Source organism: Alsobacter sp. (assembly GCF_059501845.1).
This window is the reverse complement of record NZ_JCACDK010000011.1, coordinates 365,871-392,204: the sequence shown is the minus strand read 5'-3', so window position 1 is coordinate 392,204 and position 26,334 is coordinate 365,871. Positions and strand designations below refer to the sequence as shown.

Genomic DNA, 26,334 nt, shown 5'->3' with positions numbered 1-26,334 from the left:
CGCCCTTGAGTGCGTCGTCCCTCAGCTCGGCTCCATACCCCCGGTGGAGAGAAAATTCTCCAGCCAATGAATATCATACAGGCCGTTCTGCATGTCCGGATTCCGCACCAGAGCGCGGAACAGGGGCACGGTGGTCTCGATCCCGTCGACGACGAACTCGTCGAGCGCCCGGCGCAGGCGCATCAGGCACTCGTTGCGCGTGCGGCCGTGGACGATCAGCTTGCCGACCAGCGAATCGTAGTGCGGCGGGATCGTGTAGCCCTGGTAAACGGCCGAATCGACGCGCACGCCGAGCCCGCCCGGCGGGTGGTAGTAGGCGATGCGGCCGGGAGACGGCCGGAAGGTGGCCGGGTGCTCGGCGTTGATGCGGCACTCGATGGCGTGGCCCGAGATGACCAGGTCTTCCTGTGTGAAGGAGAGCGGAGCGCCCGCGGCGATCCGGATCTGCTCGTTCACGAGGTCGATGCCGGTGATCATTTCCGTCACCGGGTGCTCCACCTGGATGCGGGTGTTCATCTCGATGAAGTAGAACTTGCCGTCCTCGTACAGGAACTCCACCGTCCCGGCGCCGACATACTGGAGCTCGCGCATGGCGTTTGCCACGGTCTCGCCGATGGTGCTGCGCATGTCGGAGTTCAGCGCGGGGGAGGGGCCTTCCTCCCACACCTTCTGGTGGCGGCGCTGCAGCGAGCAGTCGCGCTCGAACAGGTGGACGGCATTGCCGCGACCGTCGCCGAGCACCTGGATTTCGATGTGGCGGGGCTTCTCCAGATACTTCTCGAGGTAGACCGCGTCGTCGCCGAACGCCGCCTTGGCCTCGGTGCGGGCAGTCTGCAGGGCGTGCAGCAGGTCGTCGGGCGTGCGCGCCACCTTCATGCCGCGGCCACCGCCGCCGGCTGCGGCCTTCACCAGCACGGGGAAGCCGATATCCGCGGCGATGCGGGCCGCCTCGTCATCATCCGTGATGCCGCCCTCGGAACCGGGCACGCAGGGGATGCCGAGGCGCTTGGCGGTGCGCTTGGCCTCGATCTTGTCGCCCATGATGCGGATGTGCTCCGCCTTGGGGCCGATGAAATGGATGTTGTGGCTTTCCAGGATCTCGGCGAAGCGCGCATTCTCCGACAGGAAGCCGTAACCGGGATGCACGGCGTCAGCGCCGGTGATCTCGCATGCCGCCAGGAGAGCGGGAATGTTGAGGTAGCTGTCGCGCGCCGCGGGCGGGCCAATGCAGACGCTTTCGTCGGCGAGCCGCACATGCATGGCGTCGGCATCGGCGGTGGAATGCACCGCCACCGTGGAAATGCCGAGTTCCTTGGCGGCGCGCAGCACGCGCAGCGCGATCTCGCCGCGGTTGGCGATGAGGATCTTGTCGAACATTACTCGATGACCATCAGCGGCTCGCCATACTCCACCGGCTGGCCGTCCTCGACGAGGACCGCGGTGACGGTGCCGGCGCGCGGAGCGACGATGTCGTTGAAGGTCTTCATGGCCTCAACGAGCAGGATCTTGTCGCCGGCCTTCACCACCGAGCCGATCTCGACGAAGGCCTTGGCGTCCGGAGACGGGCGGCGGTAGGCGGTGCCCACCATCGGCGAGGTCACGGTGCCGGGATGCGCGAGGAGCTCGTCGCGTCCGCCCGTGACGACGGGCGGCGGGGCGACCACGCTGGCCGGGGCTGCGGCCGGAGCGGCGTAGGTCATCACGGACGGTGCCGCCTGCGGCGCGGCGGTGATCTGGCGGGCCACGCGGATGCGCAGGTCCCCCTTCTCGACCTCGATCTCGGTTAGTTCGGTCTCGGCCAGCAGGGTGGCGAGTTCACGCACCAGGGCGGGATCGATCGCTTGGTCTTTGCTCATCGTCTTGGACATCGTCGGTTTGGCCATGGCGAGCGCTCAGCGTCCTGCCGCGGCGGGCAAATGGGGGAGAATGGCTTCGAGCGCGAGTTCGTAGCTCGCGGCGCCGAAGCCGCAGATCACACCCTTTGCCACCGGGGAGATGTAGGAATGGTGGCGAAAGGTCTCGCGGGCGAAGACGTTGGACAGGTGCACCTCGATGGTCACCGCGCCGGCCGCCCGGATGGCGTCGTGCAGGGCGATCGAGGTGTGGGTGTAGGCGCCGGCATTGAGGAGAACGCCTGCTCCGGCCGCACCCGCCTCGTGGATCCAGGTGACGAGGTCACCCTCGTGATTCGACTGGCGGAAGACGAGGTCGACGCCCAGGCCGCGTGCCCGCTCGGTGATCCGCGCCTCGATGTCGGCCAGCGTCAGCGTGCCGTAGGTGGCAGGCTCCCGGGTGCCGAGGAGGTTCAGGTTTGGACCGTTGAGGACGTGGACGGCGGGCATGGACTGTCGGGAGACCTTCCTGCGGCTGAGGGGCGGCGTGGCGGCGCCCACGGAACAAATTCGCCGCGCGCCTGCCGGGGGACGCGCGGCGGATGCTCATAGCGTTTCGCGCGGCCCAGGGAAAGCTTGATGCTTCCGCCGTGCCTTGCCGGCTCAGCAGGTGGCCTTCCCGCACTGGCGGACGGAGGCGATCGAGGACTGCAGCGGCTCGGTCCCGACGGCGCCGAAGATGACGTCGTCGCCGATCACGAAGGCCGGCGTGCCCTGCAGCTTCAGCGCGTCGGCGACGCGCATCGTCTCTTCGAGAGTGGCCCGAATCTCCGGGCTTTCCAGATCCTTGGTCAGCTTGGCCGGGTCCGCGCCGGCCTCCTTGGCGACGGCGAGGGCGCGCTCCTTGCCGACGCGGCCCTTGCTCTCCAGGAGCTTCTGGTGGAAGTCGAAATACTTGTCGCCGGACAGCTGGTTCTTCACCGCCACCGCAACCATCGAGGCCTCGACCGAATCGGGTCCGAGCACCGGAAAGTCGCGAATCACCACGCGCAGCTTTGGGTCCGCCTTGATCATGTCGCGCACGTCGGAGAGCGACTTCTTGCAGTACCCGCAATTGTAGTCGAAGAACTCGACCATCGTGACATCGCCCTGCGGATTGCCCACGACGACGCTGCGCGGCGAGTTCAGCAGCTTGTCCGACATTTGCGAGATGGCGGACTTCAGCGCGGTCTTCTCCGCGTCCTTCTGCCGGCGGTCGAGCTCGGCGAGGGCCTCCTGGATCACCTCCGGGTTCTTCAGGAGATACTCCTTCACGATGTCGCCGATGGCGGCCTTCTGCTTGTCGTCGAAGGATCCCGGCCCCGCGGCATGCACCGGCGCGGCGAACATGAGGGCGGCGAGCGCCGCGGCGGACAGGGTGGCTAGTCTCTTCATCGCAGTCTCCGTGCCGGGGGCCGGCGTGTGATGTGGCGTCGGCCCCGTGGGGCGTCGCGGTGACGGTGGCCCGCGCCGGAGCATGGCGCTCACGGGCGGAAAATCGGGCCGACCTTACTCCTTCTTCGGGATCTTTGCGTTCAGAATGTCGTCAGCCTGCAGCCAGGCGGGCGAGTTGGGGACCAGCTTCTCCTTGGCGCGGGTGGCCTGGGTGGCCGCCATGTCGTACTGCCCCGCAAGGAAGTAGGCCTGCGCGGCGGCGTACTCCGCCATGCCGACATTGTTCTTGAGGCCGTAGGCGCGCGACAGCATCTCCCAGGCGTCCGAGGTATCCGGCTCGCGCTGGGTAGCGTTGGACAGTTCGCGGATTGCGTCGTCGACATTGCGCGGTTCTTCCGTCGCCACGAGGGCCTGGCCGAGGAGGATACGCAGCAGGCCGCTCGACGGTTTTGCCGCGAGCGCCTTGCGCAGCGGGCCGATCGCCTCCTGCGCGCGGCCGAACTCGAGCAGGACCTGACCCTTCAGCTCCCAGAAGTACGGATTGTTCGGCTGCTCGCGCAGCAGGCCGTCGATCTGCGACAGCGCATCCTGCAGGCGCTTCGAGCGGTAGGCGACGATGGCGCGGGCGTAGCGGGCCGGCAGCGACATGTCGGACAGGGGATAGCGCCGTCCCACCTCGTCGGCACGCGCCACGAAGCCGAAGAGCTTGGCGCGCGCCATGTCGTGGCGCACCTGGAGCGCCGGGGAATCCTTGGCGTTGAGGTACGGGCTCTGCTTCGCCAGTTCCTCCAGCGCTGCGATGCGCTCCGCGGGGAGGGGATGGCTCACCATGTAGGGATCGATGCTCGTGGTCTTGAACATCGCGTCCTGGTTGAAGCGGCGGAACGTCTCGAGGATGCCGGCGGGCGACTGCTTGGTCGCGTTGAGATAGTTGACCGCCATGCGGTCGGCCGCCAGTTCCTCGCCGCGCTGGTAGGCGAGCATGCTGCGCTTCACCATCTCCTGCGAGCCCATCATCACGCCGGCCCCGCCTAGGCCGGCATTGCCGACGCGGTTGCCGGCCGCGATGCCGCCGGCCATCGCGCCTGCGCCCAGCAGCATGCCGGCGACGGACATGATCTGCGCGGTCGCGAGCTGCTGGCGCAGGCGCACGAGGTGGCCGCCGGCGATGTGGCCGGATTCGTGGGCGAGCACGCCGATGATCTCGTTCGGCGTCTTGGCGTCCATGATGGCGCCGACATTGATGAAGAGCTTGCGGCCGTCGGCTACGAAGGCGTTGAACGACCTGTCGTTCACCAGGATGATGCGGATCGAGCCGCTGCGAAAACCCGCCGCGTGGAAGACGGGAGCCGCATAGTCGCGCAGCAGCGATTCCACCTCCTCGTCGCGCACGATCCGCTGCGCTTGGGCGAAGGAGGGGGCCGACTGCAGCAGGACGGCCGCTGCCGCGATGGCGGCGATGCAGCGGCGCAGCGCGGGAATGGCTTTCCCGGCGAGGCCGGCGCGTGTCGGTGCGGAAGATATCGTCATCGGCATGGTGTTCGGGCTGGGCGGTCGGCGGAACCGTGTGCGCGGCACTGCCGCGCCGCCGCTGTGCGCGAGGATCGCGGCAGGGCTGTGGCGGCCGTCACTGTGCGGCGGCTGAAAGTTCTGGGGAGCCGAGCAATTTCTCCGCTCCGTCCGGAACAGCCCAGCCATCGACGAAGCGCTGTTTGCGCAGCAGCGCGAGCAGGCGGGTCCGGAAGGCGAGGGCATCGCCGTCCACCCGGGCAGGCGCGCCGGACGGGACGATGCAGTCGGCCATGTCCGGCCACGGGGACGCGCCGAACCAGTCGCGGTAGCTCTGGGCGAAGCGCCTCTCGCCGCGCCAGCCCGGCTCCCACGGCTTCGGCCGGTTGACGAAGTGGTAGACCACCGGCTCGACCACGTTCTCGAGATCGAGCAGCAGGAAGTCGCCCATGAAGTTGAAGCGCGGCGACAGCGGCGCGAACGCTCCCTGGACGACGGCGTTCAGGGCGCTCTGCTCGAGGTAGAGGCAGCGCTCCGGATTGGTGGCAAGAAAGGCGCGGGCCGCGCTGGCGACGCCGAACTTCTGCCAGGCGTGCCTGTCCACCAGAGTCAGGCCGTTGTTAAAGTAGAGCGTGTCCTGCGCCAGGCCGAGACGGCTCCGGTAGGCGCGGAACTCGGGCGTCAGCGGCCCGTCTTCGGCGTCCTTCAGGTAGATCATGTCGATCGCCGCGGCGAAGGGCATGCCCCGGAGGTCGAGACCCGCGAGGCGCGACAGGCCGGGGCGGCCGATGCACATGTCCGCATCGAGCGAGACGTAGCGCTCGAAACGCTCGGGCAGCACCCGGTCGAGCGCGAGACGCCGGTTTACCGCGGACGTGAAGTGGCCGCGCACCGGCAGGCCGGCGACGTGACGCTCCCAGTCGACGAACAGCATGGTGATGCGCGAGCGCAGCGCAGGGTCGAGGTCGGCGAAGCCGGCGGGCACGTCGCGCTCCTCGCAGACGAAGACGACCTCCAGGTCGTCGGCGTCACTCTGGGCGAGGATGCTCGCCGCCGTGAACAGGGCGGGCCTGAAATAGAGGGAATCCGGCGTGAAGCAGACCGCTATGCCTGTCATGCACTTTAGTCTTAGACGAGGAGGACGCCTTGTCCAAATCCATTGTGCGGCAACCCCATGGCCGGCTCAGGCCGCGCTGGCCATGGCACTGACGGCGGTTCGCGCAAGCACGACGTCCTGTCCGGTGAGGCCGTGGCCCGTCGGCAGGATCTCGTGGGTCACGCTGGCCCCGCCCTCGCGCAGCATGGCCGCCAGCTCGGCCGCCGAACTGGCAGGGACGATGCCGTCCTTTGCCCCCGACACGATCAGCACGGGCGTGCCGGACAGATCGGGCTTCGCCTCGGGCTGCAGGGGAACCATGGCGCGCAGCAGCACGGCTCCCGCCAGCACGCCGGGGTGGAGGAGGAGCATGGCCGCGGCGATGTTGGCGCCGTTTGAATAGCCCACGGCAATCGGTGCCGCGATGCCGTAGCGCTTCTGCGCGTCCGAGACGAAGCCGGCGAGTTCGCCCGCGCGGAAGCGAAGATCCTCGATGTCGAAGATGCCTTCGCGCAGCCGCCGGAAGAACCGGGGCATGGTGCCCTCCATCACCTTGCCGCGCGGTGACAGCAGCGCCGCTCCCGGCGCGATCTCGGCGCCGAGCGGCAGCAGGTCGTTTTCGTCGCCGCCGGTGCCGTGCAGAAGGAGCAGCGGCCTCGTGCCCTCGACCGTGGCCGGGATGAAGCGGTGGATGAACTCCGGCGAACCCGTCATGACGTCCTTGCTCCGGACCGGCGGGGAGGACCGGCCTCGCGCCTGGATTGTGCGATGCGGCGCCGGGCGACGCAACGGGGAGGAGTGCGGGCCGTCCAAAGCCGGACAGGCTGGCTTGTTCAGCCTGCAGACGCGGGCTGGACGTGCGGGCGTCATCCCGGCCGGAGCGCAGCGGAGAGCCGGGATCCAGGCTCTCCGTCCGTGGTCCTGGATCCCGGGCCTGCACCGGCACCCGCGCCCTCGCTGGCAAACATCCGTCAACCACCCTCGTCCGCCAATCGTTAACGTGAAGCCCCGTTAAGGGGCGGCCGTTAACCTGACTCACGCCTCGGCTGACCAATCCTTTCCGCAACGGGTCGAATTCGACCCTTTCGGAACGGAATTCATGGCCAAGCGACCCCAAAGCCGCCTCCGCGACCACGTCGTCCGCTGCATCGAGCTGCAGCGCATCGGCGAGCGCGACGTCTCCGCCATGGCGCGGGCCGTCGACGAGGGCGGGTTCATCACCCGGCTCGAGGCCGAGGACCTGATGCGGGCCGAGCGCGACGTGGCGGAGGTCTGCGACGCGTGGCGCGACTTCTTCGTCGTCACCGTCGTGGCCCACCTCGTCTGGGAGTGCCGCCCCACCGGGCGCGTGGCTCCCGCCGACATCGTCTGGCTCGCCGGCCAGCTCTCCCAGCCGCGTCCCGGCGCCGCCTCGGCGCTCGGCGAGCTCATGGTCGAGCTGGTACGGGAGGCCTCCGACAGCGCCGACGCGCTGGTCGAGCTCGCATTCGCCGAGAACCGTGCGCCCAACCGCCGTCCGGTGGGATACGAGAGAATGCCGCTGGCGGCGTGAGCGCCGCCTCGCCGTGCCTTCGCCCTTGTGTGGAGTGGACGCGTCCCGAATAGGCCAATAGAAGTCCGGGGTTCAAGACCAGCCAGGACGTGGCATGTTCGACAAGATCCTGATCGCCAACCGCGGCGAGATCGCCTGCCGCGTCATCAAGACGGCGCGGCGCATGGGCATCCGCACGGTGGCGGTGTTCTCCGATGCCGACCGTGACGCGCTGCATGTGGAGATGGCGGACGAAGCCGTCCACATCGGTCCGCCGCAAGCTGCCCAGTCCTACCTGCTGATCGACCGGATCGTAGAGGCCTGCCGGGCCACCGGCGCCCAGGCCGTGCATCCCGGCTACGGCTTCCTGTCCGAGCGCGCGGCGTTCCCGACGGCGCTGGAGGCAGCGGGCATCGTCTTCATCGGGCCCAATCCGCGCGCCATCGAGGCGATGGGCGACAAGATCGAATCGAAGAAGGCGGCGGCGGCTGCCGATGTCTCGACCGTGCCCGGCCATCTCGGCATCATCGAGGATCCCGCCGAGGCGGTGCGCATCGCCGACGAGATCGGCTATCCCGTCATGATCAAGGCCTCCGCGGGCGGGGGCGGCAAGGGCATGCGCATCGCCTGGACGCCGGAGGAGGCCGCCGAGGGCTTCGCCCGGGCGCGGTCCGAGGCCGCGTCGTCCTTCGGCGACGACAGGGTGTTCGTCGAGAAGTTCATCGTCGACCCCCGGCACATCGAGATCCAGGTGCTGGGCGACAAGCACGGCAACATCGTCTACCTCGGCGAGCGCGAGTGCTCCATTCAGCGCCGCAACCAGAAGGTCATCGAGGAGGCACCGTCGCCCCTCCTGGACGAAGCCACCCGCCGCAAGATGGGCGAGCAGGCCGTCGCCCTCGCCAGGGCCGTGAACTACGACTCGGCCGGCACTGTGGAATTCGTCGCCGGGCAGGACCGCTCCTTCTTCTTCCTCGAGATGAACACCCGGCTGCAGGTCGAGCATCCGGTGACGGAACTCGTCACCGGCATCGACCTCGTCGAGCAGATGATCCGCGTCGCGGTGGGCGAGAAGCTGTCGATCACGCAGGCCGACGTTAGGCTGGACGGCTGGGCGGTCGAGAGCCGCGTCTATGCCGAGGATCCGACGCGCGGCTTCCTGCCGTCGACCGGGCGCCTGGTGACGTACCGGCCGCCGGCCGAGGGGTCGGAGGGCGGCGTCACGGTGCGCAACGACACCGGCGTCTACGAGGGCGGCGAGATCTCGATCTTCTACGATCCGATGATCGCCAAGCTCGTGACCCATGCGCCGACGCGCCTGGAGGCCATCGACGCCCAGGCCCGTGCGCTCGACGCCTTCGCCATCGAGGGTATCCGACACAACATCCCGTTTCTCTCCGCGCTGATGAGCCATCCGCGCTGGCGCGAGGGGCATCTGTCCACCGGCTTCATCGCCGAGGAGTACCCGGACGGCTTTACGCCGCCCGCGCCCGAGGGGGAGGCAGCTCATCTGCTGGCCGCGGTCGCCGCGTTCATCGACGACAAGCTCAACCGCCGCAAGCGCGGCATTTCAGGCCAGCTCAGGGCCTCGCAGGACTTCGCCTTCGAGACCTCGCGCGTGGTCATGCTGGGCGAGGCGGCCCTGCCGGTGGAGGTGGAGAAGGACGTCTTCGGCACCGTGGTTCGCTTCGGCCCTGACCATGCGCACCAGGTGTCTTCGGCCTGGAAGCCGGGCGAGCCCGTGTGGGAAGGTGCCGTCGACGGCCGCGAGATCGCGGTCCAGGTGCGCCCCGTCCTCAACGGCGTGCAGCTGTCGCATGCCGGGGTGTCCGCCCTGGTGCGCGTGTTCACGGAGCGGGAGGCCGAACTCGCCGCGCTGATGCCGGCCAAGCTCGCCTCCGACAGCGGCAAGCAGCTGCTCTGCCCGATGCCGGGCCTCGTCAAGGCGATCGCCGTCACCGCTGGCCAGGAGGTCAAGGTGGGCGAGATGCTATGCATCGTCGAGGCGATGAAGATGGAGAACGTCCTGCGCGCCGAGCGTGACGGCACCGTGTCCAGGATCCTGGCCCGCGAAGGCGACAGCCTGGCGGTGGATGCCGTGATCATGGAATTTGCCTGACCTGCACGTCACTCTAACCCGGCGGAAGATGGTGGCGCGCCTGCGTGAAATGACGGTGCCGGGCCGGAGGCGCCTGCCCTGACGCGCGCCTCATGGCAGTCCTCGCGCGGCAGGGGCTGGCCTTCTCGGCCGCGAGACTGTATCCGACGCGTTCGATGGACGACCCAAGGCCAGCCATGACACTCGCCGACCCCAACGCCTTCGGCGTGCACCAGCCCCACGGCATGGTGGGGGCGCTGCTCGACCTCACCCGCAAGATGCCGCGCCACTGGGCGGGGCGGCGAACGGCATTCGCGCTGCGGCAGATCGCGATCTGGGCGCTCAGGGGCAAGCCGCTCGACGTCGAGTCGTTCGGCGTCCGGATGCGGCTCTATCCCTACAACAATGTCTGCGAGAAGCGGCTCCTGTTCACGCCGCAGTTCTTCGATCCCGACGAGCGTGCCTTCCTCGAGCCCCGCATCAAGGATGGGTTCGTCTTCGTCGACGTTGGGTCCAATGTCGGCGGCTATGCGCTGTTCGTCGCCTCGCGCGCCGGCCCGAAGGGCAAGGTGCTCGCCATCGAGCCGCAGCCGCACATCTTCGAGCGGCTGGTCTACAACATCCGCCAGAACCCGTTCGGCAACGTCAAGGCGCTGGCCTGCGCCATCGCCGACAAGTCCGGCGAGGTGACGCTGTTCGTGGACCCGCGCAACGCGGGCGAATCCAGCGTCAAGATCGTCGGGTCCGGCGACAGCCGCTCGATCAAGGTGCCCGCCAAGACGCTGCAGCATCTGCTGCAGGGCGAGGGCTTCGACCATGTCGACGCTGTCAAGCTCGACGTCGAGGGTGCCGAGGACATCATCCTGGAGCCGTTCCTGCGCACCGCGCCGGAAAGCCTGTGGCCGCGCCTGTTCGTCATCGAGAACGGCGTCGGGCGCTGGCAGATCGACATCTTCCCGCTGCTGACGGAGCGCGGCTACCGCCTCGTCAAGCGCACACGCGTGAACCTCATCTTCGAACGCGACGCCTGAGAACCCTGGAGGCCGCATGTCCGCGTCCGTCCGTCCGGCCCGGCCGGACGATGCCGCCCTGATCTTCGCGCTCGTCAACGAGCTCGCCGACTACGAAAAGCTGTCGCACGAGGTGAAGGCGACGCAGGATGGGATCGCCGGGGCGCTCTTCGGCGACGAGCCCCGGGTGTTCTGCGACATCGTCGAGCGGCACGGCGAGGGCGTCGGCTTCGCGCTCTGGTACTACACCTTCTCCACCTTCGTCGGCCGCCACGGGATCTATCTCGAGGACCTCTATGTCCGCCCCGCCTTCCGCGGCCATGGCTGCGGCAAGCTGCTGCTGGCCAACCTGGCGAAGCGCTGCGTGGCCGAGAGCCTCGGGCGTCTGGAGTGGGCGGTGCTCGACTGGAACACCCCGTCCATCGACTTCTACAAGTCGCAGGGCGCGGTGCTGATGGACCAGTGGACGACCTGCCGCGTCACGGACACGGCGCTCTGGCGCCTCGCCGATCACGCGCGCTGACATGGCCGAAGTCCCCCTCGCCATGGTCGTCGCGGCCGCCGAGAACGGCGTCATCGGCCGCGACAACGGCCTGATCTGGCGCCTGAAGACGGACCTGCGGCGTTTCCGCACGCTCACGATGGGCCGCCCGCTCATCCTCGGCCGCAAGACCTGGGAGTCCATCGGCCGCCCGTTGCCAGGCCGCGAGATCATCGTCGTCACCCGCGACGAGGGCTATGCGGCGGATGGCGTGCGCGTGGTGCATACGCTGGACGAGGCGGTCGCTCTGGGGCGCGGGATTGCTGCTGCGTCAGGCGCCGACAGCGTTGCCGTGGGGGGCGGCGGCGAGGTGTTCCGCGCGCTGATGCCGCAGACCGGCCGCATCCACCTGACCATCGTCCACGACAGGCCGGAGGGCGATGTGACGTTCGATCCCGTCGATTCCGCGACGTTCCGGGAAGTTGCGCGCGAGGCGCATCCGGCGGGACCAGACGACGAGCATGCCTTCACCTTTGTCGACTATATCCGGCGCTGAACGCGGCGCAGCGGCGCAGTCCGCGTTGACGAATTCGCGACGACACCCCACTTCCGTGCCATAACAACGCGCCCCGGAAGCGGTGACCGCCCGGGACCACAGAAGGACGACGGGATGCCTTGGAGCAATCAGAGCGGCGGCGGGGGCGGGGGCGGACCGTGGGGGTCCCGCAAGCCCGGCGGCCCGTGGGGCGGCGGACCTTCCGGTGGGGGCGGGGGAGGCGGATCGCCACCCGACCTCGAGGACCTGCTGCGCCGCAGCCAGGACCGGCTCCGCCAGGTGATGCCCGGCGGCCCGCTCGGCGGGCGCGGTGTCATCGCGGTAGTGGTCGGCGCCGTGTTGCTCTGGCTGGCCACCGGCTTCTACACCGTGCGTCCCGACGAGGTCGGCCTGAACCTCGTCTTCGGCCGCTATGTCGGCACGACCCAGCCCGGCCTGAACTACAACTTCCCCTATCCGATCGGCAGCGTCGAGAAGCCGCGCGTCACCGTCGTCAACACGACGGAGGTCGGTTACCGCTCCAGCGACGGATCGCGCCGCACCGTGTCGCGCGACGTGCTGGAAGAGAGCCTGATGCTCACGGGCGACGAGAACATCGTCGACATCGATTTTACCGTGCAGTGGCAGATCAACCCGGCCAAGGCTGCGGACTACGTCTTCAACATCCAGTCGCCGGACGCCTCGGTGAAGGCCGTGGCCGAAAGCGCCATCCGCGAGGTGGTCGGCCGCCGCAACATCCAGGCCGTGCTGACGACCGACCGTGCCGCCATCGAGAACGAGGTCCGGCAGGTGATGCAGGACACGCTCAACCACTACGGCGCCGGCGTCGAGATCCGCCTCGTGCAGCTGCAGAGGGTGGACCCGCCGCAGCAGGTCATCGACGCGTTCCGCGACGTGCAGGCTGCCCGCCAGGACCAGGACCGCGCCCGCAACGAGGCGCAGACCTACCAGAGCAAGGTGGTGCCGGAGGCGCGAGGCGAGGCATCGCGCATCGTGCAGGAGGCTGAAGCCTTCCGCGACCGCTCCATCGCCGAGGCGACCGGTCAGGCAAGCCGCTTCTCCCAGGTCTACGAGGAATACCGCAAGGCCCCCGACGTGACGCGAGAACGCCTGTATCTTGAGACCATGGAACGTGTGCTCGGGGCCACCGACAAGGTGATCCTCGACCAGAGCGGGGGAGGCCAGAGCGTCGTGCCCTACCTGCCGCTCGGCCAGCTCGGCCGCGAGACGCAGGGAGCCACGCGATGAGCAGCACCCTGAAATACATCGTCGGCGGCATCATCGCGATCCTGCTGATCGTGGCCTTCAGCGCCACCTTCGTCGTGCAGCAGACCAACCAGGCGCTGGTCTTCCAGTTCGGCCGCATCGCCCGCGCGCCGATCACCGAGCCCGGCCTCTACTTCAAGTGGCCGCTGATCCAGAACGTCGTCTACATCGACAAGCGCATCCTCGACCTCGAACTGCCGACGCAGGAGGTGATCGCCTCCGACCAGAAGCGCCTCGTAGTCGACGCCTTCACGCGCTACCGGGTCACCGATCCGCTGCTCTTCTACCAGTCGGTCGGAAGCGTCGCCGGCGCCAGCGCCCGCCTGACGTCGATCGTCAACTCGACCGTGCGCACGGTGCTCGCCGACGCCAGCTTCTCCTCGGTGGTGCGCACGTCGCGCAACCAGCTGATGCAGAAGATCCGCGACGACGTGAACCGCCAGGCTGGTGGCCTCGGCATCGAGGTGGTGGACGTCCGGCTTCGCCGCGCCGACCTGCCGGAGCAGAACAGCCAGGCGGTGTTCCAGCGCATGCAGACGGAACGCCAGCGCGAGGCGGCGGACATCCGCGCCCAGGGCTCGCAGGAAAGCCAGCGCATCCGCGCCGAGGCCGACCGCGACGTGGTCGTGATCCGCGCCAATGCGACCCGGGAGTCGGAGATCCTGCGCGGCCGCGGCGACGCGGAACGCAACCGGATCCTGTCGCAGGCCTTCGGGCGCGACCCGGAGTTCTTCGCCTTCTGGCGGTCCATGCAGGCCTATGAGGAGGCGCTGAAGGCTGGCGGCACGCAGATCGTGATGTCGCCGAACTCGGAGTTCTTCCGGTTCTTCTCCACGGCGAACCCCGCAGGCAAGCCGGGCGACAGGCTCCCGTCGGCACCGGGGACGACGCCGCCGGCGGCACCGGGCGCGGCTCCTGCGCCTGGACCGTCAGGAGCGGCTGCGCCCGCTGCGCCGGCACCGTCGGCGACGCCCTGATCCCTCGACGGGGCCGGCCTGCGGGCCGGCCCTTTCGTTTTCGTGCGCACCGGCCGGACGAGATCGCGAAGGCCGAGCTTGCAACGTCGCCCTTTCGCCCCAATTCCCATGAGATTGTGCGGAGAGCCTGTTGCGAGCCGCACGCGCCTGCGTCACATGGCATAGCGTCGCCGCCGCGGCCTTCCCCAGAGAGAGACTCAATGGCCCATCCGACCCTTTCCGTCCTCCGCCGCGGCACCGCCGCGGCTCTCGTCGCCGCGCTCATGGCGTCCGTGCCGCTCACCGCGCCGACGACCGCCTTCGCCCGTGGCGCCCCCGAGAGCTTCGCCGACCTCGCGGCGCAGGTGACGGACGCAGTCGTCAACATCTCGGCCTCGACGACCGTCGCCGAGAACCGCTCGATGCAGCTGCCGCAGCTGCCGCCGGGCTCTCCCTTCCAGGAGTTCTTCGACGACTTCTTCAACAACCGTGGCCAGAACGGGCAGAATGGCCAGAACGGGGAGGGCGGCGAGAACAAGTCGCCGCGCATGCAGCGCAAGTCGAACTCGCTCGGCTCCGGCTTCGTGATCGACCAGTCCGGCATCGTCGTGACGAACAACCACGTCATCGGCGACGCCAACGAGATCACCGTGATCTTCAACGACGGGCGCAAGCTGAAGGCGGAGATCGTCGGCAAGGACCCGAAGGTCGACCTCGCCGTGCTGCGCGTTAAATCGGACAAGCCACTCAAGGCGGTGAAGTTCGGCGACAGCGAGCGGATGCGCGTCGGCGACTGGGTGATGGCCGTCGGCAATCCGTTCGGCCTCGGCGGCACGGTGACGGCGGGTATCGTCTCCGCCCGCAACCGCGACATCGCCGACCAGTCCTACGGCCAGTACATCCAGACCGACGCGTCGATCAACAAGGGCAACTCCGGCGGCCCGCTGTTCAACATGGACGGCGACGTCGTCGGCATCAACACGGCGATCCTGTCGCCGTCGGGCGGCTCGATCGGCATCGGTTTCTCCGTGCCGTCGTCGCTGGCGAAGCCCGTCATCGACCAGCTGATGCAGTTCGGCGAGACCCGCCGCGGCTGGCTCGGCGTGCGCATCCAGGGCGTAGACGACGCCATCGCCGAGAGCCTCGGCCTGGGTTCGCCCCGCGGCGCGCTCGTCGCCGGCATCGACGACAAGGGCCCCGCCAAGCCCGCCGGCATCGAGCCGGGCGACGTCATCGTCAAGTTCAACGGCACGGACGTGGCCGAGTCGAAGGACCTGCCGCGCCTCGTCGGCCAGACGCCGGTCGGCAAGGAGGTCGACGTCGTCGTCATCCGCAAGGGGCAGGAGGTGACGAAGAAGGTCACGCTCGGCCGCCTCGAGGACGGCGAGAAGCTGGCCAAGCTTGACGGCGGCGGCGAGCCCGAGAAGCCCGCCGTGCAGAAGGCCCTCGGCCTCGAGCTCTCCGGCGTGACCGACGAACTCCGCAAGCGCTACCAGCTGAAGGACAGCGTCAAGGGCGTTGTGGTGACCAGGGTCGACCCGGACTCGCCCGCGGCCGACAAGCGCATCCAGGCCGGCGACGTCATCGTCGAGGTCCAGCAGGAGGCCGTCGCCAGCCCGGACGCCATGGCCAAGCGCGTCGACGCGCTGAAGAAGGAGGGCAAGAAGTCGGCCCTCCTCCTCGTCTCCAACGCCCAGGGCGAACTGCGCTTCGTCGCTGTGGCCATCGAATAAGGGCGGGGCTCAGGCCCTCACCCTGAATCCCTCTCCCAACCTGGGAGAGGGGGACATCAGCGTCGAGCATGAAATGAAAACGGCGGAGCCAGGCCCCGCCGTTGCAAGAAAAATCGAAAACGTAGAAGCCCCCCTCTCCCATGTTGGGCGAGGGATTCAGGGTGAGGGACCTTTGGGCCTTCAACCCCCCACAAACTCCTCCCGCCGATACCCCTGCGCAAAGAGAAGCGCCGTCAGGTCGGCGTGATCGATGCGCGCATGGGCCGACGCCGCCACCGCCGGCTTGGCGTGGAAGGCGACGCCGAGGCCGGCTTCCTCCAGCATGGCGAGGTCGTTCGCCCCGTCGCCGACGGCCATCGTGGCGGAGTGGGGCAAGCCGAGTCCGTCGCGCAGCTCGACCAGCGTGGCGAGCTTGGCCTCGCGGCCGAGGATCGGCTCCTCGACGGTCCCGGCGAGGCGGCCGTCGCGAACCACGAGGCGGTTGGCGCGGTTCTCGTCGAAGCCGATGCGGGCGGCGATGGCCTGCGTGAACAGCGTGAAGCCTCCCGAGACCAGAGACGTCCGAGCACCATGCGCCTTCATCGTCCGGACCAGCGCGGTGCCGCCCGGCGTCAGCGTGATGCGCTCTTGCAGCAGGCGGTCGACGACGACTGCGTCGAGGCCGGCGAGCAGAGCCACCCTCTCGCGCAGGGCCGGCTCGAAGGCGATCTCGCCGCGCATGGCGCGCTCGGTGATCCCGGCGACGCGCTCCTTCAGGCCGACCATGTCGGCGAGCTCGTCGATGCACTCCTGCCCGATCATGGTGGAATCCATGTCGGCGAGGAACAGGCGCTTGCGCCGCCCCGCCGCCGGCTGGACGATCACGTCGACCGGCGCGCCGTCGAGCGCGGCCCTTGCCCGGTCGGCAAAGGCGCGGCGATCTAGCCCGTCTTCAGCCGTGAATGAGACGTCGGCCGCGACACCGGGATCGAGCCAGGCCGGCGCTTGCGCTCCAGGCAGCTCTTGCGCCGCGCGGGCGAGAAGGGCATCGGTGAGCACCGGGCGAGCGGGGTCGCAGACGAAGGTGGCGACGAGTGCGGCCTCGGCCGCGGCGGGACGGATCATTCGACGCTCTCCGGCCCCGCGCCGGCAGGACGGATCGGGCGGGGGACATGCGGGCACTCCTCATCGCAGGACCGACGGCGAGCGGCAAGACGGGGCTCGCCATCCGCCTCGCGCGCCGCTACCGCGGAGCCGTCGTCAACGCCGATTCCATGCAGGTCTACCGCGACCTCTCCATCATCACGGCGCGGCCGACGGCGGAGGAGGAAGCCGCCGCCCGGCACGTGATGTTCGGCCATGTCGATGCCGCCGAGAACTACTCCGTCGGCAAGTGGCTGGAGGATGCCCGCGCGGCCATCGACGCGGCTGAAGCCGAAGGCCTGATGCCGATCGTGACAGGTGGCACGGGCATGTACTTCAAGGCGCTGACCGAGGGCCTGTCCGACATCCCGCAGGTTCCCGACGAGGTCCGCGCCGCCGTGCGCGCTGCCAGCGAGGGCGTCGACACGCCCGTCCTGCATGCCGACCTTGCCGCGCGTGATCCCGCCGGCGCCTCCACCCTGCGGCCGAACGACCGACAGCGCGTGGTCCGTGCGCTCGAGGTGTACCAGGCTTTCGGCCGCTCCATCGTGAGCTGGCGCGGCGAGCGCAGCGGCGCCGTCCTGAAGCCGGGCGAATGGGCCGGCATCTTCCTCGATCCCGACCGCGACCTTCTCTACTCCCGCATCGACGCTCGCTTCGACGCCATGATCAGCCTCGGCGCGCTGGAGGAGGTGAGGGCGCTCGCCCGCCGCAGGCTCGACCCCGCGCTTCCCGCCATGCGGGCGCACGGCGTGCCGTGGCTGCTGCGGGCCCTGCGGGACGAGATGACGCTGCCCGAGGCCATCGAGCGCGCCAAGACCGACACGCGCCACTACGCCAAGCGCCAGTTCACCTGGTTCCGGCACCAGGCCGAGGGCTGGACCTGGGCCGCGCCCGACGAGGCGGAAGACGTGGTGGTCGGGATGCTGGGGGCATGAGGGAGGTGGCCAAATCCCGCTTGACGGCCGACAGGCGCGAGATTACGGTCCCGCACGTTTCGAACCCGGGAGCAGCGCAGGTGCGCAAGATCCTTATCGTAGCGAGGGCGCCAGCAGCGGGACGGCCATAGGCCGCGATCCTGTGACTGGCGCCGTGTTTAAGGTCCCTCTCCGGGGCCTTTTTTGTTGCCCGCTTTCCCAATCATGCCACTGCCGCTCCTCCAGACGAGCGGACCGAGACCAGGGAGCCACACGATGACCCGAGAGATGACCGGCGCCGAGATGGTCGTCCAGGCGCTTCAGGACCAGGGCGTCGAACACATCTTCGGCTACCCCGGCGGAGCCGTACTCCCGATCTACGATGCACTCTTCCACCAGGAGAAGGTGCAGCACGTGCTGGTGCGCCACGAGCAGGCGGCGGTGCACGCGGCAGAGGGCTATGCGCGCTCGTCCGGCAAGGTCGGCTGCGTGCTGGTGACCTCCGGTCCCGGCGCCACCAACGCCGTCACCGGGCTCACCGACGCCATGATGGACTCCGTCCCTCTGGTCTGCATCACCGGCCAGGTGCCGACGCACCTGATCGGCTCGGACGCCTTCCAGGAGTGCGACACGGTCGGCATCACGCGCCACTGCACCAAGCACAATTATCTCGTCCGGTCGGTCGACGACCTGCCGCGCATCCTGCACGAGGCGTTCTACGTGGCGGCCAACGGCCGGCCCGGCCCCGTGGTGGTCGACATCCCCAAGGACGTGCAGTTCGCCAAGGGCTCCTATGCCCGCCCGACGACCAACGGCCACAAGACCTACCGGCCGCGCGTCAAGGGTGACATCGACCGCATCAAGGCGGCGGTGGAGCTGATGGGCCAGGCCAGGCGCCCGGTGTTCTACACCGGCGGCGGCGTAATCAATTCCGGGCCGGAAGCCTCCGCCCTGCTGCGCGAACTCGTCCGCCTCACCGGCTATCCCGTCACCTCGACGCTGATGGGGCTCGGCGCCTTTCCCGCCTCCGACCCGCAGTGGCTGGGCATGCTCGGCATGCACGGCACCTACGAGGCCAACCTCGCGATGCATGACTGCGACGTGATGATCTGCATCGGCGCGCGCTTCGACGACCGCATCACCGGCCGCCTCGACGCGTTCTCGCCGCGGTCGAAGAAGATCCACGTCGACATCGACCCGTCCTCGATCAACAAGAACGTCAAGGCCGACATCGCCATCGTCGGCGACTGCGCCCATGTGCTCGAGGACATGGTCCGCCTGTGGCGCGCCTCCACGCCGGCGGTCGACAAGCCGGCTTTGGCGGAATGGTGGAAGTCCATCGAACGGTGGAGGGGCCGCGACTGCCTCGCCTACCGGCCGTCCGACGACATCATCAAGCCGCAGTATGCCGTGCAGCGCCTCTACGAGCTGACCAAGGGCCGCGACGTCTACGTCACGACCGAGGTGGGCCAGCACCAGATGTGGGCGGCGCAGTTCTTCCGCTTCGAGGAGCCCAACCGCTGGATGACCTCCGGCGGCCTGGGGACGATGGGCTACGGCCTGCCCGCCGCGATCGGCGTGCAGATGGCCCATCCCGACGCTCTCGTCGTCGATATCGCCGGCGAGGCGTCGATCCTGATGAACATGCAGGAGATGTCGACGGCGCTGCAGTACCGTCTGCCCGTGAAGATCTTCATCCTCAACAACGAGTACATGGGGATGGTGCGCCAGTGGCAGGAGCTGCTGCATGGCGGGCGCTACTCGGAGAGCTACTCGCACTCGCTGCCGGACTTCGTGAAGCTGGCCGAAGCCTATGGCGGCGTCGGCATCCGCTGCGACAAGCCGGGCGACCTCGACGGCGCCATCCGCGAGATGATCGACACGCCCCGCCCGGTGATCTTCGACTGCCTCGTCTCCAAGGACGAGAACTGCTTCCCGATGATCCCCTCGGGCAAGGCGCACAACGAGATGCTCCTCGGCGACGCTGCGGCCGCAGCCGACATCGGCAGCGTCATCGACGAGAAGGGCAAGATGCTGGTGTGAGTGACGGGCGTGTTGCCCCGCGCGGGCGGCGCGCCTATCTTACCTGCGTCTTACCGGAAGGGTCGCAGCGATGGACACGACGAAGCTGTCGAGCAAGGGCCAGGTCGTCATCCCCAAGGCGATCCGAGACCGGCTTTCCGTCAAGCCCGGCGCTACGCTCAGCGTGGAGGTGGAGGACGATCATATCGTCCTCCGGCCCGTGAAGAAGGAACGGAGGCTGCCGACGGAGGAGGAGCTCGACCGGGTTGCCGGATCCCTCGACTATGGCGGCCCTTATCCCACGGATGAGGAGGTCGAGGCGTCGCTGGCGGAGATGTTCCGCAAAAAGTGGCAGCGATGATCTGTCCGGATACGAACGTCGTGGTGACGTATCTCGCGCGGACACGCGATCCCGGTTTTCCAGGAGCCGCGGCCGCCATGGCGCAGGAGTTCGTCCTGATCACTACCACGGTCTTGCTGGAGACCGAATGGGTGCTCAGGTCAGCATTTCGCCTGCGGAAGGACGATATCCTCGAAAAACTCCAGCGCCTTCTTTCGCTGCCCAATGTCGAGGTGGACTCGGGCGAGGCGGTGAGCAGGGCTCTCGACTGGAGCCGCGACAGCCTCGATCTGGCCGACGCGCTTCATCTCGCGTCGACCCCGCCCGATGTTCGCTTCATCACGGCCGACCGTGACCTCGCCCGCAAAGCGCGCCGCATCCCCGGCGTGCCACGTATCGAACTTCTCCAGGATTGCGAACCATGAAGCTCGTCATCGCCAACAAGGCCTACTCGTCGTGGTCGCTCAGGCCGTGGCTCCTCATGAAGGTGCTCGACATTCCCTTCACCGAGGATCTCGTGCCCCTCGACACGCCGGAATTCCGGCCGCGGGTCAGCAGCTACCAGGCCGGCAGCACGGTTCCCATTCTCGTCGACGGGGACGTCACGGTGTGGGAGTCGGTGGCCATCCTCGACTACCTCGCCGAGCGGTTCCCCGACCGGCCGGTCTGGCCGGCGGAGCGGCGGGCGCGGGCGCTGGCCCGCTCCATTTCCTGCGAAATGCACGCCGGCTTCCGCGCGCTGCGGCAGGCCTGCCCCATGAACGTCCGCAAGCGGTACGCCCACAGGGATCGCGGCGAGGCCGTGGCCAAGGATGTCGCCCGCATCCTCCACCTCTGGCGCCAGGCGCGCGACATGCACGGCGCCCGCCATGGAGGGCCGTTCCTGTTCGGCCATTTCAGCGCGGCCGACGCCATGTACGCGCCCGTCGTGACACGTCTCCAGACCTACTCGATCCCCGTCGACGGCCCGATGCGCACCTACATGGACGCAGTGCTGGACCTGCCCGCCTTCCGCGAATGGCAGAAGGCCGGGATGGAGGAGAGCTGGATCGTCGCCCATGACGAGGCCGACGAGCCGGTCGTAGGCCCTTTCCGCTGAGCCCGTCCTTCTGAACCACCCCACTTTCCGGATCGCGACATGAACGCCCCCTTCAGACCCAAGGCGACCACCATGAAATCGCACTATTCCGATGCGCCCAAGGCGCAACCCGTCGGCCGCCACACCCTTTCCGTGCTCGTCGACAACGAGCCCGGCGTCCTCGCCCGCATCGCGGGCCTGTTCTCCGGCCGTGGCTACAATATCGAGAGCCTGACGGTCTCGGAGACGGAGCACGAGGCGCATGTCTCGCGCATCACGGTGGTCACCAGCGGCACCGCGCAGGTGATCGACCAGATCCGCCACCAGCTCGAGCGCCTCGTGCCGGTGCACGAGGTCATCGACCTCACCGAGACGGGCGAGGCGCTGGAGCGTGAGCTCTGCCTGGTGAAGGTCGTCGGCAAGGGCGACCAGCGCGTCGAGGCCCTGCGGCTCGCGGCCGCCTTCGGCGCGCGCACGCTCGATGCCACGCTCACCTCCTTCGTCTTCGAGCTGACCGGCTCGACCGAGGAGGTCGACCGCTTCCTCCGCATCATGGGGGATGTCGGCCTCGTCGAGGTGACGCGCACCGGCATCGCCGCCATGGCGCGCGGGCCGAAGACCGCGAGCCAGGCCGCCGAGTAGGCGGTTCCCGCAGCACGGGCTTGTCCGCCGCCCCCGCGGCGCATAGAAGCACGCGCGGGGACCGGCGACGCCGGCGGCCTTCGCGGCCACGCCACCAATCAGCAAGACCGGGCGGCCCAGGGAGGCGCCCCAGCGAGGAACCTGCCATGCGCGTGTATTACGACCGGGACGCCGACATCAACCTGATCAAGGGCAAGAACGTCGCCATCGTCGGCTACGGGTCGCAGGGCCATGCCCACGCGCTGAACCTGCGCGACAGCGGGGTCAAGAACATCGCCGTGGCGCTGCGCGCCGGCTCCCCCACGGCCAAGAAGGCCGAGGCCGAGGGCCTCAAGGTGATGACCGTCGTCGACGCCGCCAAGTGGGCCGACGTGGTGATGATGCTCACCCCGGACGAGCTGCAGGCGGACATCTACCGCGACGAGCTCGCCCCCAATATGAAGCAGGGCGCCGCGCTCCTGTTCGCGCATGGCCTCAACGTGCACTTCAACCTCATCGAGCCCCGCAAGGACCTCGACGTGCTGATGGTGGCGCCCAAGGGCCCCGGCCACACCGTGCGCTCCGAGTATGTGCGCGGTGGCGGCGTGCCGACGCTGATCGCGATCCACCAGGACGCCTCGGGCAATGCGCACGACCTCGGCCTGTCCTACGCATCGGCCAATGGCGGCGGCCGCGCCGGCATCATCGAGACGACCTTCAAGGAGGAGTGCGAGACCGACCTCTTCGGCGAGCAGGTCGTGCTCTGCGGCGGCCTCGTCGAGCTCATCCGGGCCGGCTTCGAGACGTTGGTCGAGGCGGGCTACGCCCCCGAGATGGCCTATTTCGAGTGCCTGCACGAGGTGAAGCTGATCGTCGACCTCATCTACGAGGGCGGCATCGCCACCATGAACTACTCGATCTCCAACACCGCCGAGTACGGCGAGTACGTCACCGGCCCGCGCATCATCACGTCCGACACCAAGGCCGAGATGAAGCGGGTGCTGGCCGACATCCAGAGCGGCAAGTTCACGCGCGACTGGATGCTGGAGAACAAGGTCAACCAGACCTCGTTCAAGGCCACCCGCGCCCGCCACAACGCCCACCAGATCGAGGAAGTCGGCGAGAAGCTGCGCGCCATGATGCCCTGGATCAAGGCCAAGGCGCTGGTCGACAAGAGCAAGAACTGAGCTTTTTGCACCACCTGTCGTCCCGGCCGCAGCGAAGCGGGAAGCCGGGATCCAGGACCAAAATCTTTCGGACCGCGGGTCTTCAGACCCGCAGTCTGGACCTCCGTGATTGCGAGCGAAGCGAAGCAACCCAGGCCTGAGCCCTTCCTGGCACAGGCGACCGGGTTGCTTCGTCGCTTCACTCCTCGCCCTGACGATGTCTGTCCCGGTTGGGAAATGAGGCGGGGCAGGCCACCATGCCTTGACATTCTAGGATTATTGTCCTATAGGCCGTCCGTATCGATCCAGTGCGGGCGCGCCGCGCTTGTCGTAAATGCTCCCGGTGCCCGGAACGGGACGCGGGACGGCATGATCGCGGGCGCTTGCCCGCTTCCGGGCCTCGGCCCGGCGCCGCGGCCGGCGCATGGCCGCCGCCGCGGGCTGGCGAGAAGCTCCGCCGTCGCAGCGCACGAGAGCGCTGCCGGTCCCGGCGCAGACGAGAGCGCCGCATCGCCGTCCCGCGTCCCGTCCCGGGCGCTGCCGGATCCCGGGGGCCATGGCCCGCCGGGTGCTCCTGCGTGCCGCGACGGCTGGCCGCCCCGTCGCGAGGCTGCTTGAGCCCGCGGCGCGGGCGGGATACATGCGGCGGCACAGGAGTCCCGTGATGTCCGATACCGCCCCCGACGCCCTCGTCACCGCCGCGCTGCTCGTCATCGGCGACGAGATCCTGTCGGGGCGGACCAAGGACAAGAACATCGGCTACATCGCCGAGTGGTGCACCGGCATGGGCATCGACCTGCGCGAGGTGCGCGTCGTGCCCGACGTCGAGGAGGAGATCATCGCCGCGCTGAACGCCATGCGCGTGCGCTACACCTACCTCTTCACGACAGGCGGCATCGGCCCGACGCATGATGACATCACCGCCGACAGTGTCGCCAAGGCGTTCGGCGTGGGGATCTCGATCGACGACCGCGCGGTCGCGCTGATGCGGTCGCGCTATGCCGACCCGGCCGACCTCAACAAGGCGCGCCTGCGGATGGCGCGCATTCCGCACGGCGCCGACCTCGTCGACAACCCGATTTCGAAGGCGCCGGGATTTCGCCTCGAGAACGTCATCGTCATGGCCGGGGTGCCGGCCATCATGCAGGCCATGCTCGACGCCGTCGGGCCGACGCTGCGCACCGGCGTCACCATGCAGTCCGTCTCCATCGAATCGGGCGGGTTGCCGGAGGGCGACTACGGCACGCCGCTGGCGGCTGTGGCCAAGGCGCATCCGGGCGCCGTCATCGGCTCCTACCCGTCCTTCGACGGGCAGCGCTTCACAAACCAGATCGTCGTCAGGGCGCGCGACGCGGCGCTCCTCGAGGCAGCCGCCGAGGCGGTCCGCCGGATGGTCGCGGAAATTCACGCCGCGAGGGCGGCGAAGAGCAAGTCCTGACGGGCAGGCCGGAGACAGAGGGGCACATGGGACAGCAGCAGCCGAAGGCGTTTCCGGTCTCGTGGGACCAGTTCCACCGCGACGCGCGTGCCCTCGCGTGGCGCCTTGCCGGGGCGGGGCCGTTCGAGGCGATCGTCTGCATCACGCGAGGCGGGCTGGTGCCGGCCGCCATCGTCTCCCGCGAGCTGGGAACGCGGGTGATCGAGACGGTGTGCATCGCCAGCTACCACGACTACACCTCGCAGGGGGAATTGCAGGTCCTGAAGACCATCGCCCCCAACCTGCTGAACCTCGGCGGGGAAGGCGGCAAGGGCGTGCTGGTGGTGGACGACCTCGTCGACACCGGCAAGACCGCCCGCATCGTGCGCGACATGCTGCCCAAGGCGCATTTCGCCACGGTGTATGCCAAGCCGCTCGGCCGTCCGCTCGTCGACACGTTCGTCACTGAAGTGTCTCAGGATACCTGGATCTACTTCCCGTGGGACATGGGGCTGGCCTACCAGGCCCCGATCGCGGAAGGGCACGCGGGCTAGAGCCCGGGCGGGCCAGCGGAGGGGACTTCATTGGCCGGCCTTGACCTGTCCGTCACGCGCAAGAGCCTGTTCAGGGCCCTGATCGATTCCGCCGGCCGTTTCGGGCGGGACCGCGCCGCCGTGGAGGATCCCGAGCGCAGCCCACTCAGCTACGGGCGGCTGATCCTCGGTTCCTTCGTGCTCGGCGGCAAGCTGATCGCCGGCACGAAGCCCGGCGATGCCGTCGGCCTCATGCTGCCCAACGTCCGGCACGTGGCCGTGGCCGTGTTCGGCCTCGCCGCCCATGGCCGCGTGGCGGCGATGCTGAACTTCACGGCCGGGCTCGCCAACCTGTCGGCCGCGCTGGAGACCGCGAAGATCCGCCGCGTCGTGACCTCGCGCAAGTTTATCGACACGGCCCGGCTGGAGGACGTCGTCGCCGGACTGTCGGCGGCGGGCGCCGAGATCCTCTACCTGGAGGACATCGGCAAGGCGGTGACCTCCTGGGACAAGGCGGTCGGGGTGCTGAAGGGGTTCCTTGCCGGCGCGGTCCATGCGCGCCACGAGCCCTCGCCGGATGCGCCGGCGGTGATCCTGTTCACGTCGGGGTCGGAGGGCAAGCCAAAGGGCGTGGTGCTGAGCTCCGCCAACCTGCTGGCCAACGTCGCGCAGGTCGCCGAGCGCATCAGCTCGCCGCCGCTCGGGCCGCACCAGGTGTTCTTCAACCCGCTGCCGGTGTTCCACAGCTACGGGCTCACGGGCGGCCTCGTCCTGCCGATCGTCACCGGCATGAAGACGGTGCTGTATCCCAGCCCGCTGCACTACCGGCAGATCCCCAAGATCATCCGCGACGTCAAGGCAACGGTGCTGCTGGGCACGGACACCTTCATGCAGGGCTGGGCCAAGGCGGCCGAAAAGGGCGACCTCGACGGGCTCCAGATCGTCGTGACGGGAGCGGAGCGGGTGCGCGAGTCGACGCGCGCGCTCTACCCGTCGGCGCAGATCCTGGAGGGCTACGGCGCGACGGAGTGCTCGCCCGTGATCGCCGTCAACACGCCGCACGACAACCGGCCGGGGACTGTCGGCCAGGTGCTGAAGGGCATGGAGTGGCGTCTCGATCCCGTCGAGGGGCTGTCCGAAGGCGGCCGCCTCGTCGTGCGCGGGCCCAACGTCATGGCCGGCTACATGCTTCACGACAGGCCGGCCGTCCTGCAGCCGCCCGCAGATGGCTGGCACGACACCGGGGACATCGTCGCGCTCGACGCCGACGGCTTCGTCACAATACGGGGCCGCGCCAAGCGCTTCGCCAAGATCGGCGGCGAGATGGTGTCGCTGGCCACCATCGAAAGCCTGGCCTCCGGCCTGTGGCCCGGTGCCATGCACGTCGCCGTCACCCTGCCGGACCCGCGCAAGGGCGAGCAGATCGTGCTCGTCACCGACAAGCCGGAGGCGGACCGCAGCGCCCTCGTCACCCATGCGCAGGCGCAGGGTTATCCCGAGCTGTGGGTGCCGCGGGCGGTGCTCGTCACTGCCGCCGTGCCGGTGCTCGGCTCCGGAAAGGTCGACTTCGCCGCGACGCAGGAGCTTGCCCGCTCCATGCGCCCGATGCTCTGAGG

At 68.8% G+C, this 26,334-nt stretch carries 26 protein-coding genes; 18 read left to right on the top strand and 8 right to left on the bottom strand.

Going from position 1 to position 26,334, the window contains the following annotated elements:
- Positions 1-21: 21 nt before the first annotated feature.
- The 7 genes from accC to AC5JCN_RS09285 form a co-directional block, all read right to left on the bottom strand.
- On the bottom strand, positions 22-1,377 hold the full coding sequence (accC, locus tag AC5JCN_RS09315; RefSeq protein WP_495754753.1) for an acetyl-CoA carboxylase biotin carboxylase subunit: 1,356 nt from the start codon (positions 1,375-1,377) through the stop codon (positions 22-24).
- Positions 1,377-1,856, bottom strand: coding sequence for an acetyl-CoA carboxylase biotin carboxyl carrier protein (gene accB, locus AC5JCN_RS09310; RefSeq protein WP_495754959.1), 480 nt, complete (start codon positions 1,854-1,856; stop codon positions 1,377-1,379). Before accB ends, accC begins: the two co-directional genes overlap by 1 nt.
- A 36-nt stretch (positions 1,857-1,892) precedes the next feature.
- Entirely contained in the window at positions 1,893-2,342 is a 450-nt protein-coding gene (aroQ, locus tag AC5JCN_RS09305) for a type II 3-dehydroquinate dehydratase (protein ID WP_495754752.1), read from the bottom strand.
- Positions 2,343-2,495: 153 nt separating this feature from the next.
- A complete protein-coding gene (locus AC5JCN_RS09300; RefSeq protein ID WP_495754751.1) occupies positions 2,496-3,266 on the bottom strand; it encodes a DsbA family protein in 771 nt (256 codons plus the stop codon).
- 114 nt (positions 3,267-3,380) lie between these two features.
- Positions 3,381-4,796 carry a M48 family metalloprotease gene (locus AC5JCN_RS09295; protein WP_495754750.1) on the bottom strand — a complete coding sequence of 472 codons (1,416 nt, stop codon included), beginning with the start codon at positions 4,794-4,796 and terminating at the stop codon, positions 3,381-3,383.
- Positions 4,797-4,893: 97 nt separating this feature from the next.
- Positions 4,894-5,892, bottom strand: coding sequence for a glycosyltransferase family 8 protein (locus tag AC5JCN_RS09290; protein ID WP_495754749.1), 999 nt, complete (start codon positions 5,890-5,892; stop codon positions 4,894-4,896).
- Between the two features lie 66 nt (positions 5,893-5,958).
- Positions 5,959-6,585 carry an alpha/beta hydrolase gene (locus AC5JCN_RS09285; protein WP_495754748.1) on the bottom strand — a complete coding sequence of 209 codons (627 nt, stop codon included), beginning with the start codon at positions 6,583-6,585 and terminating at the stop codon, positions 5,959-5,961.
- Positions 6,586-6,970: 385 nt separating this feature from the next.
- On the opposite strand from AC5JCN_RS09285, the gene AC5JCN_RS09280 reads away from it, so the two are divergent.
- The 8 genes from AC5JCN_RS09280 to AC5JCN_RS09245 all read left to right on the top strand — a co-directional run bounded on the left by AC5JCN_RS09280 (position 6,971) and on the right by AC5JCN_RS09245 (position 15,502).
- Positions 6,971-7,423 carry a hypothetical protein gene (locus AC5JCN_RS09280; protein WP_495754747.1) on the top strand — a complete coding sequence of 151 codons (453 nt, stop codon included), beginning with the start codon at positions 6,971-6,973 and terminating at the stop codon, positions 7,421-7,423.
- Positions 7,424-7,517: 94 nt separating this feature from the next.
- Positions 7,518-9,521, top strand: coding sequence for an acetyl-CoA carboxylase biotin carboxylase subunit (locus AC5JCN_RS09275; protein ID WP_495754746.1), 2,004 nt, complete (start codon positions 7,518-7,520; stop codon positions 9,519-9,521).
- Between the two features lie 155 nt (positions 9,522-9,676).
- Positions 9,677-10,531 carry an FkbM family methyltransferase gene (locus AC5JCN_RS09270; RefSeq protein WP_495754958.1) on the top strand — a complete coding sequence of 285 codons (855 nt, stop codon included), beginning with the start codon at positions 9,677-9,679 and terminating at the stop codon, positions 10,529-10,531.
- Between the two features lie 16 nt (positions 10,532-10,547).
- Positions 10,548-11,033, top strand: coding sequence for a GNAT family N-acetyltransferase (locus AC5JCN_RS09265; RefSeq protein WP_495754745.1), 486 nt, complete (start codon positions 10,548-10,550; stop codon positions 11,031-11,033).
- 1 nt (position 11,034) lies between these two features.
- Positions 11,035-11,547, top strand: a complete 513-nt coding sequence (locus AC5JCN_RS09260; RefSeq protein WP_495754744.1) for a dihydrofolate reductase — start codon at positions 11,035-11,037, stop codon at positions 11,545-11,547.
- A gap of 114 nt (positions 11,548-11,661) precedes the next feature.
- On the top strand, positions 11,662-12,795 hold the full coding sequence (hflK, locus tag AC5JCN_RS09255) for an FtsH protease activity modulator HflK (protein WP_495754743.1): 1,134 nt from the start codon (positions 11,662-11,664) through the stop codon (positions 12,793-12,795).
- The gene (gene hflC / locus AC5JCN_RS09250; RefSeq protein ID WP_495754742.1) at positions 12,792-13,790 is read left to right on the top strand and encodes a protease modulator HflC; all 999 of its coding nucleotides are present in this window, start codon (positions 12,792-12,794) and stop codon (positions 13,788-13,790) included. The genes hflK and hflC overlap by 4 nt, the downstream gene beginning before the upstream one ends.
- A 200-nt stretch (positions 13,791-13,990) precedes the next feature.
- A complete protein-coding gene (locus AC5JCN_RS09245) occupies positions 13,991-15,502 on the top strand; it encodes a DegQ family serine endoprotease (RefSeq protein ID WP_495754741.1) in 1,512 nt (503 codons plus the stop codon).
- Between the two features lie 180 nt (positions 15,503-15,682).
- On the opposite strand, the gene serB is transcribed toward AC5JCN_RS09245, so the two are convergent.
- Positions 15,683-16,606, bottom strand: a complete 924-nt coding sequence (serB, locus tag AC5JCN_RS09240; protein ID WP_495754740.1) for a phosphoserine phosphatase SerB — start codon at positions 16,604-16,606, stop codon at positions 15,683-15,685.
- Between the two features lie 47 nt (positions 16,607-16,653).
- Here serB and miaA point away from each other — a divergent pair, with 47 nt between their 5' ends.
- The 10 genes from miaA to AC5JCN_RS09190 all read left to right on the top strand — a co-directional run bounded on the left by miaA (position 16,654) and on the right by AC5JCN_RS09190 (position 26,332).
- Positions 16,654-17,562 (top strand): tRNA (adenosine(37)-N6)-dimethylallyltransferase MiaA, encoded by a 909-nt coding sequence (miaA, locus tag AC5JCN_RS09235; RefSeq protein WP_495754739.1) that lies wholly within the window; start codon positions 16,654-16,656, stop codon positions 17,560-17,562.
- Between the two features lie 255 nt (positions 17,563-17,817).
- Complete coding sequence (locus tag AC5JCN_RS09230) at positions 17,818-19,584, top strand: acetolactate synthase 3 large subunit (RefSeq protein ID WP_495754738.1); 1,767 nt, start codon at positions 17,818-17,820, stop codon at positions 19,582-19,584.
- Between the two features lie 70 nt (positions 19,585-19,654).
- The gene (locus AC5JCN_RS09225; protein WP_495754737.1) at positions 19,655-19,924 is read left to right on the top strand and encodes an AbrB/MazE/SpoVT family DNA-binding domain-containing protein; all 270 of its coding nucleotides are present in this window, start codon (positions 19,655-19,657) and stop codon (positions 19,922-19,924) included.
- Entirely contained in the window at positions 19,921-20,328 is a 408-nt protein-coding gene (locus AC5JCN_RS09220; RefSeq protein ID WP_495754957.1) for a type II toxin-antitoxin system VapC family toxin, read from the top strand. Before AC5JCN_RS09225 ends, AC5JCN_RS09220 begins: the two co-directional genes overlap by 4 nt.
- Positions 20,325-21,002: a glutathione S-transferase family protein gene (locus AC5JCN_RS09215; protein WP_495754736.1), complete on the top strand. Its 678-nt coding sequence runs from the start codon at positions 20,325-20,327 to the stop codon at positions 21,000-21,002. Before AC5JCN_RS09220 ends, AC5JCN_RS09215 begins: the two co-directional genes overlap by 4 nt.
- A gap of 72 nt (positions 21,003-21,074) precedes the next feature.
- On the top strand, positions 21,075-21,623 hold the full coding sequence (ilvN, locus tag AC5JCN_RS09210; protein ID WP_495754956.1) for an acetolactate synthase small subunit: 549 nt from the start codon (positions 21,075-21,077) through the stop codon (positions 21,621-21,623).
- A gap of 146 nt (positions 21,624-21,769) precedes the next feature.
- A complete protein-coding gene (ilvC, locus tag AC5JCN_RS09205; RefSeq protein WP_495754735.1) occupies positions 21,770-22,789 on the top strand; it encodes a ketol-acid reductoisomerase in 1,020 nt (339 codons plus the stop codon).
- Between the two features lie 643 nt (positions 22,790-23,432).
- Positions 23,433-24,206 (top strand): competence/damage-inducible protein A, encoded by a 774-nt coding sequence (locus AC5JCN_RS09200; protein ID WP_495754734.1) that lies wholly within the window; start codon positions 23,433-23,435, stop codon positions 24,204-24,206.
- A gap of 26 nt (positions 24,207-24,232) precedes the next feature.
- The gene (gpt, locus tag AC5JCN_RS09195) at positions 24,233-24,739 is read left to right on the top strand and encodes a xanthine phosphoribosyltransferase (RefSeq protein WP_495754733.1); all 507 of its coding nucleotides are present in this window, start codon (positions 24,233-24,235) and stop codon (positions 24,737-24,739) included.
- A gap of 30 nt (positions 24,740-24,769) precedes the next feature.
- On the top strand, positions 24,770-26,332 hold the full coding sequence (locus AC5JCN_RS09190) for an AMP-binding protein (protein ID WP_495754732.1): 1,563 nt from the start codon (positions 24,770-24,772) through the stop codon (positions 26,330-26,332).
- The last annotated feature ends 2 nt before the right edge of the window (positions 26,333-26,334 follow it).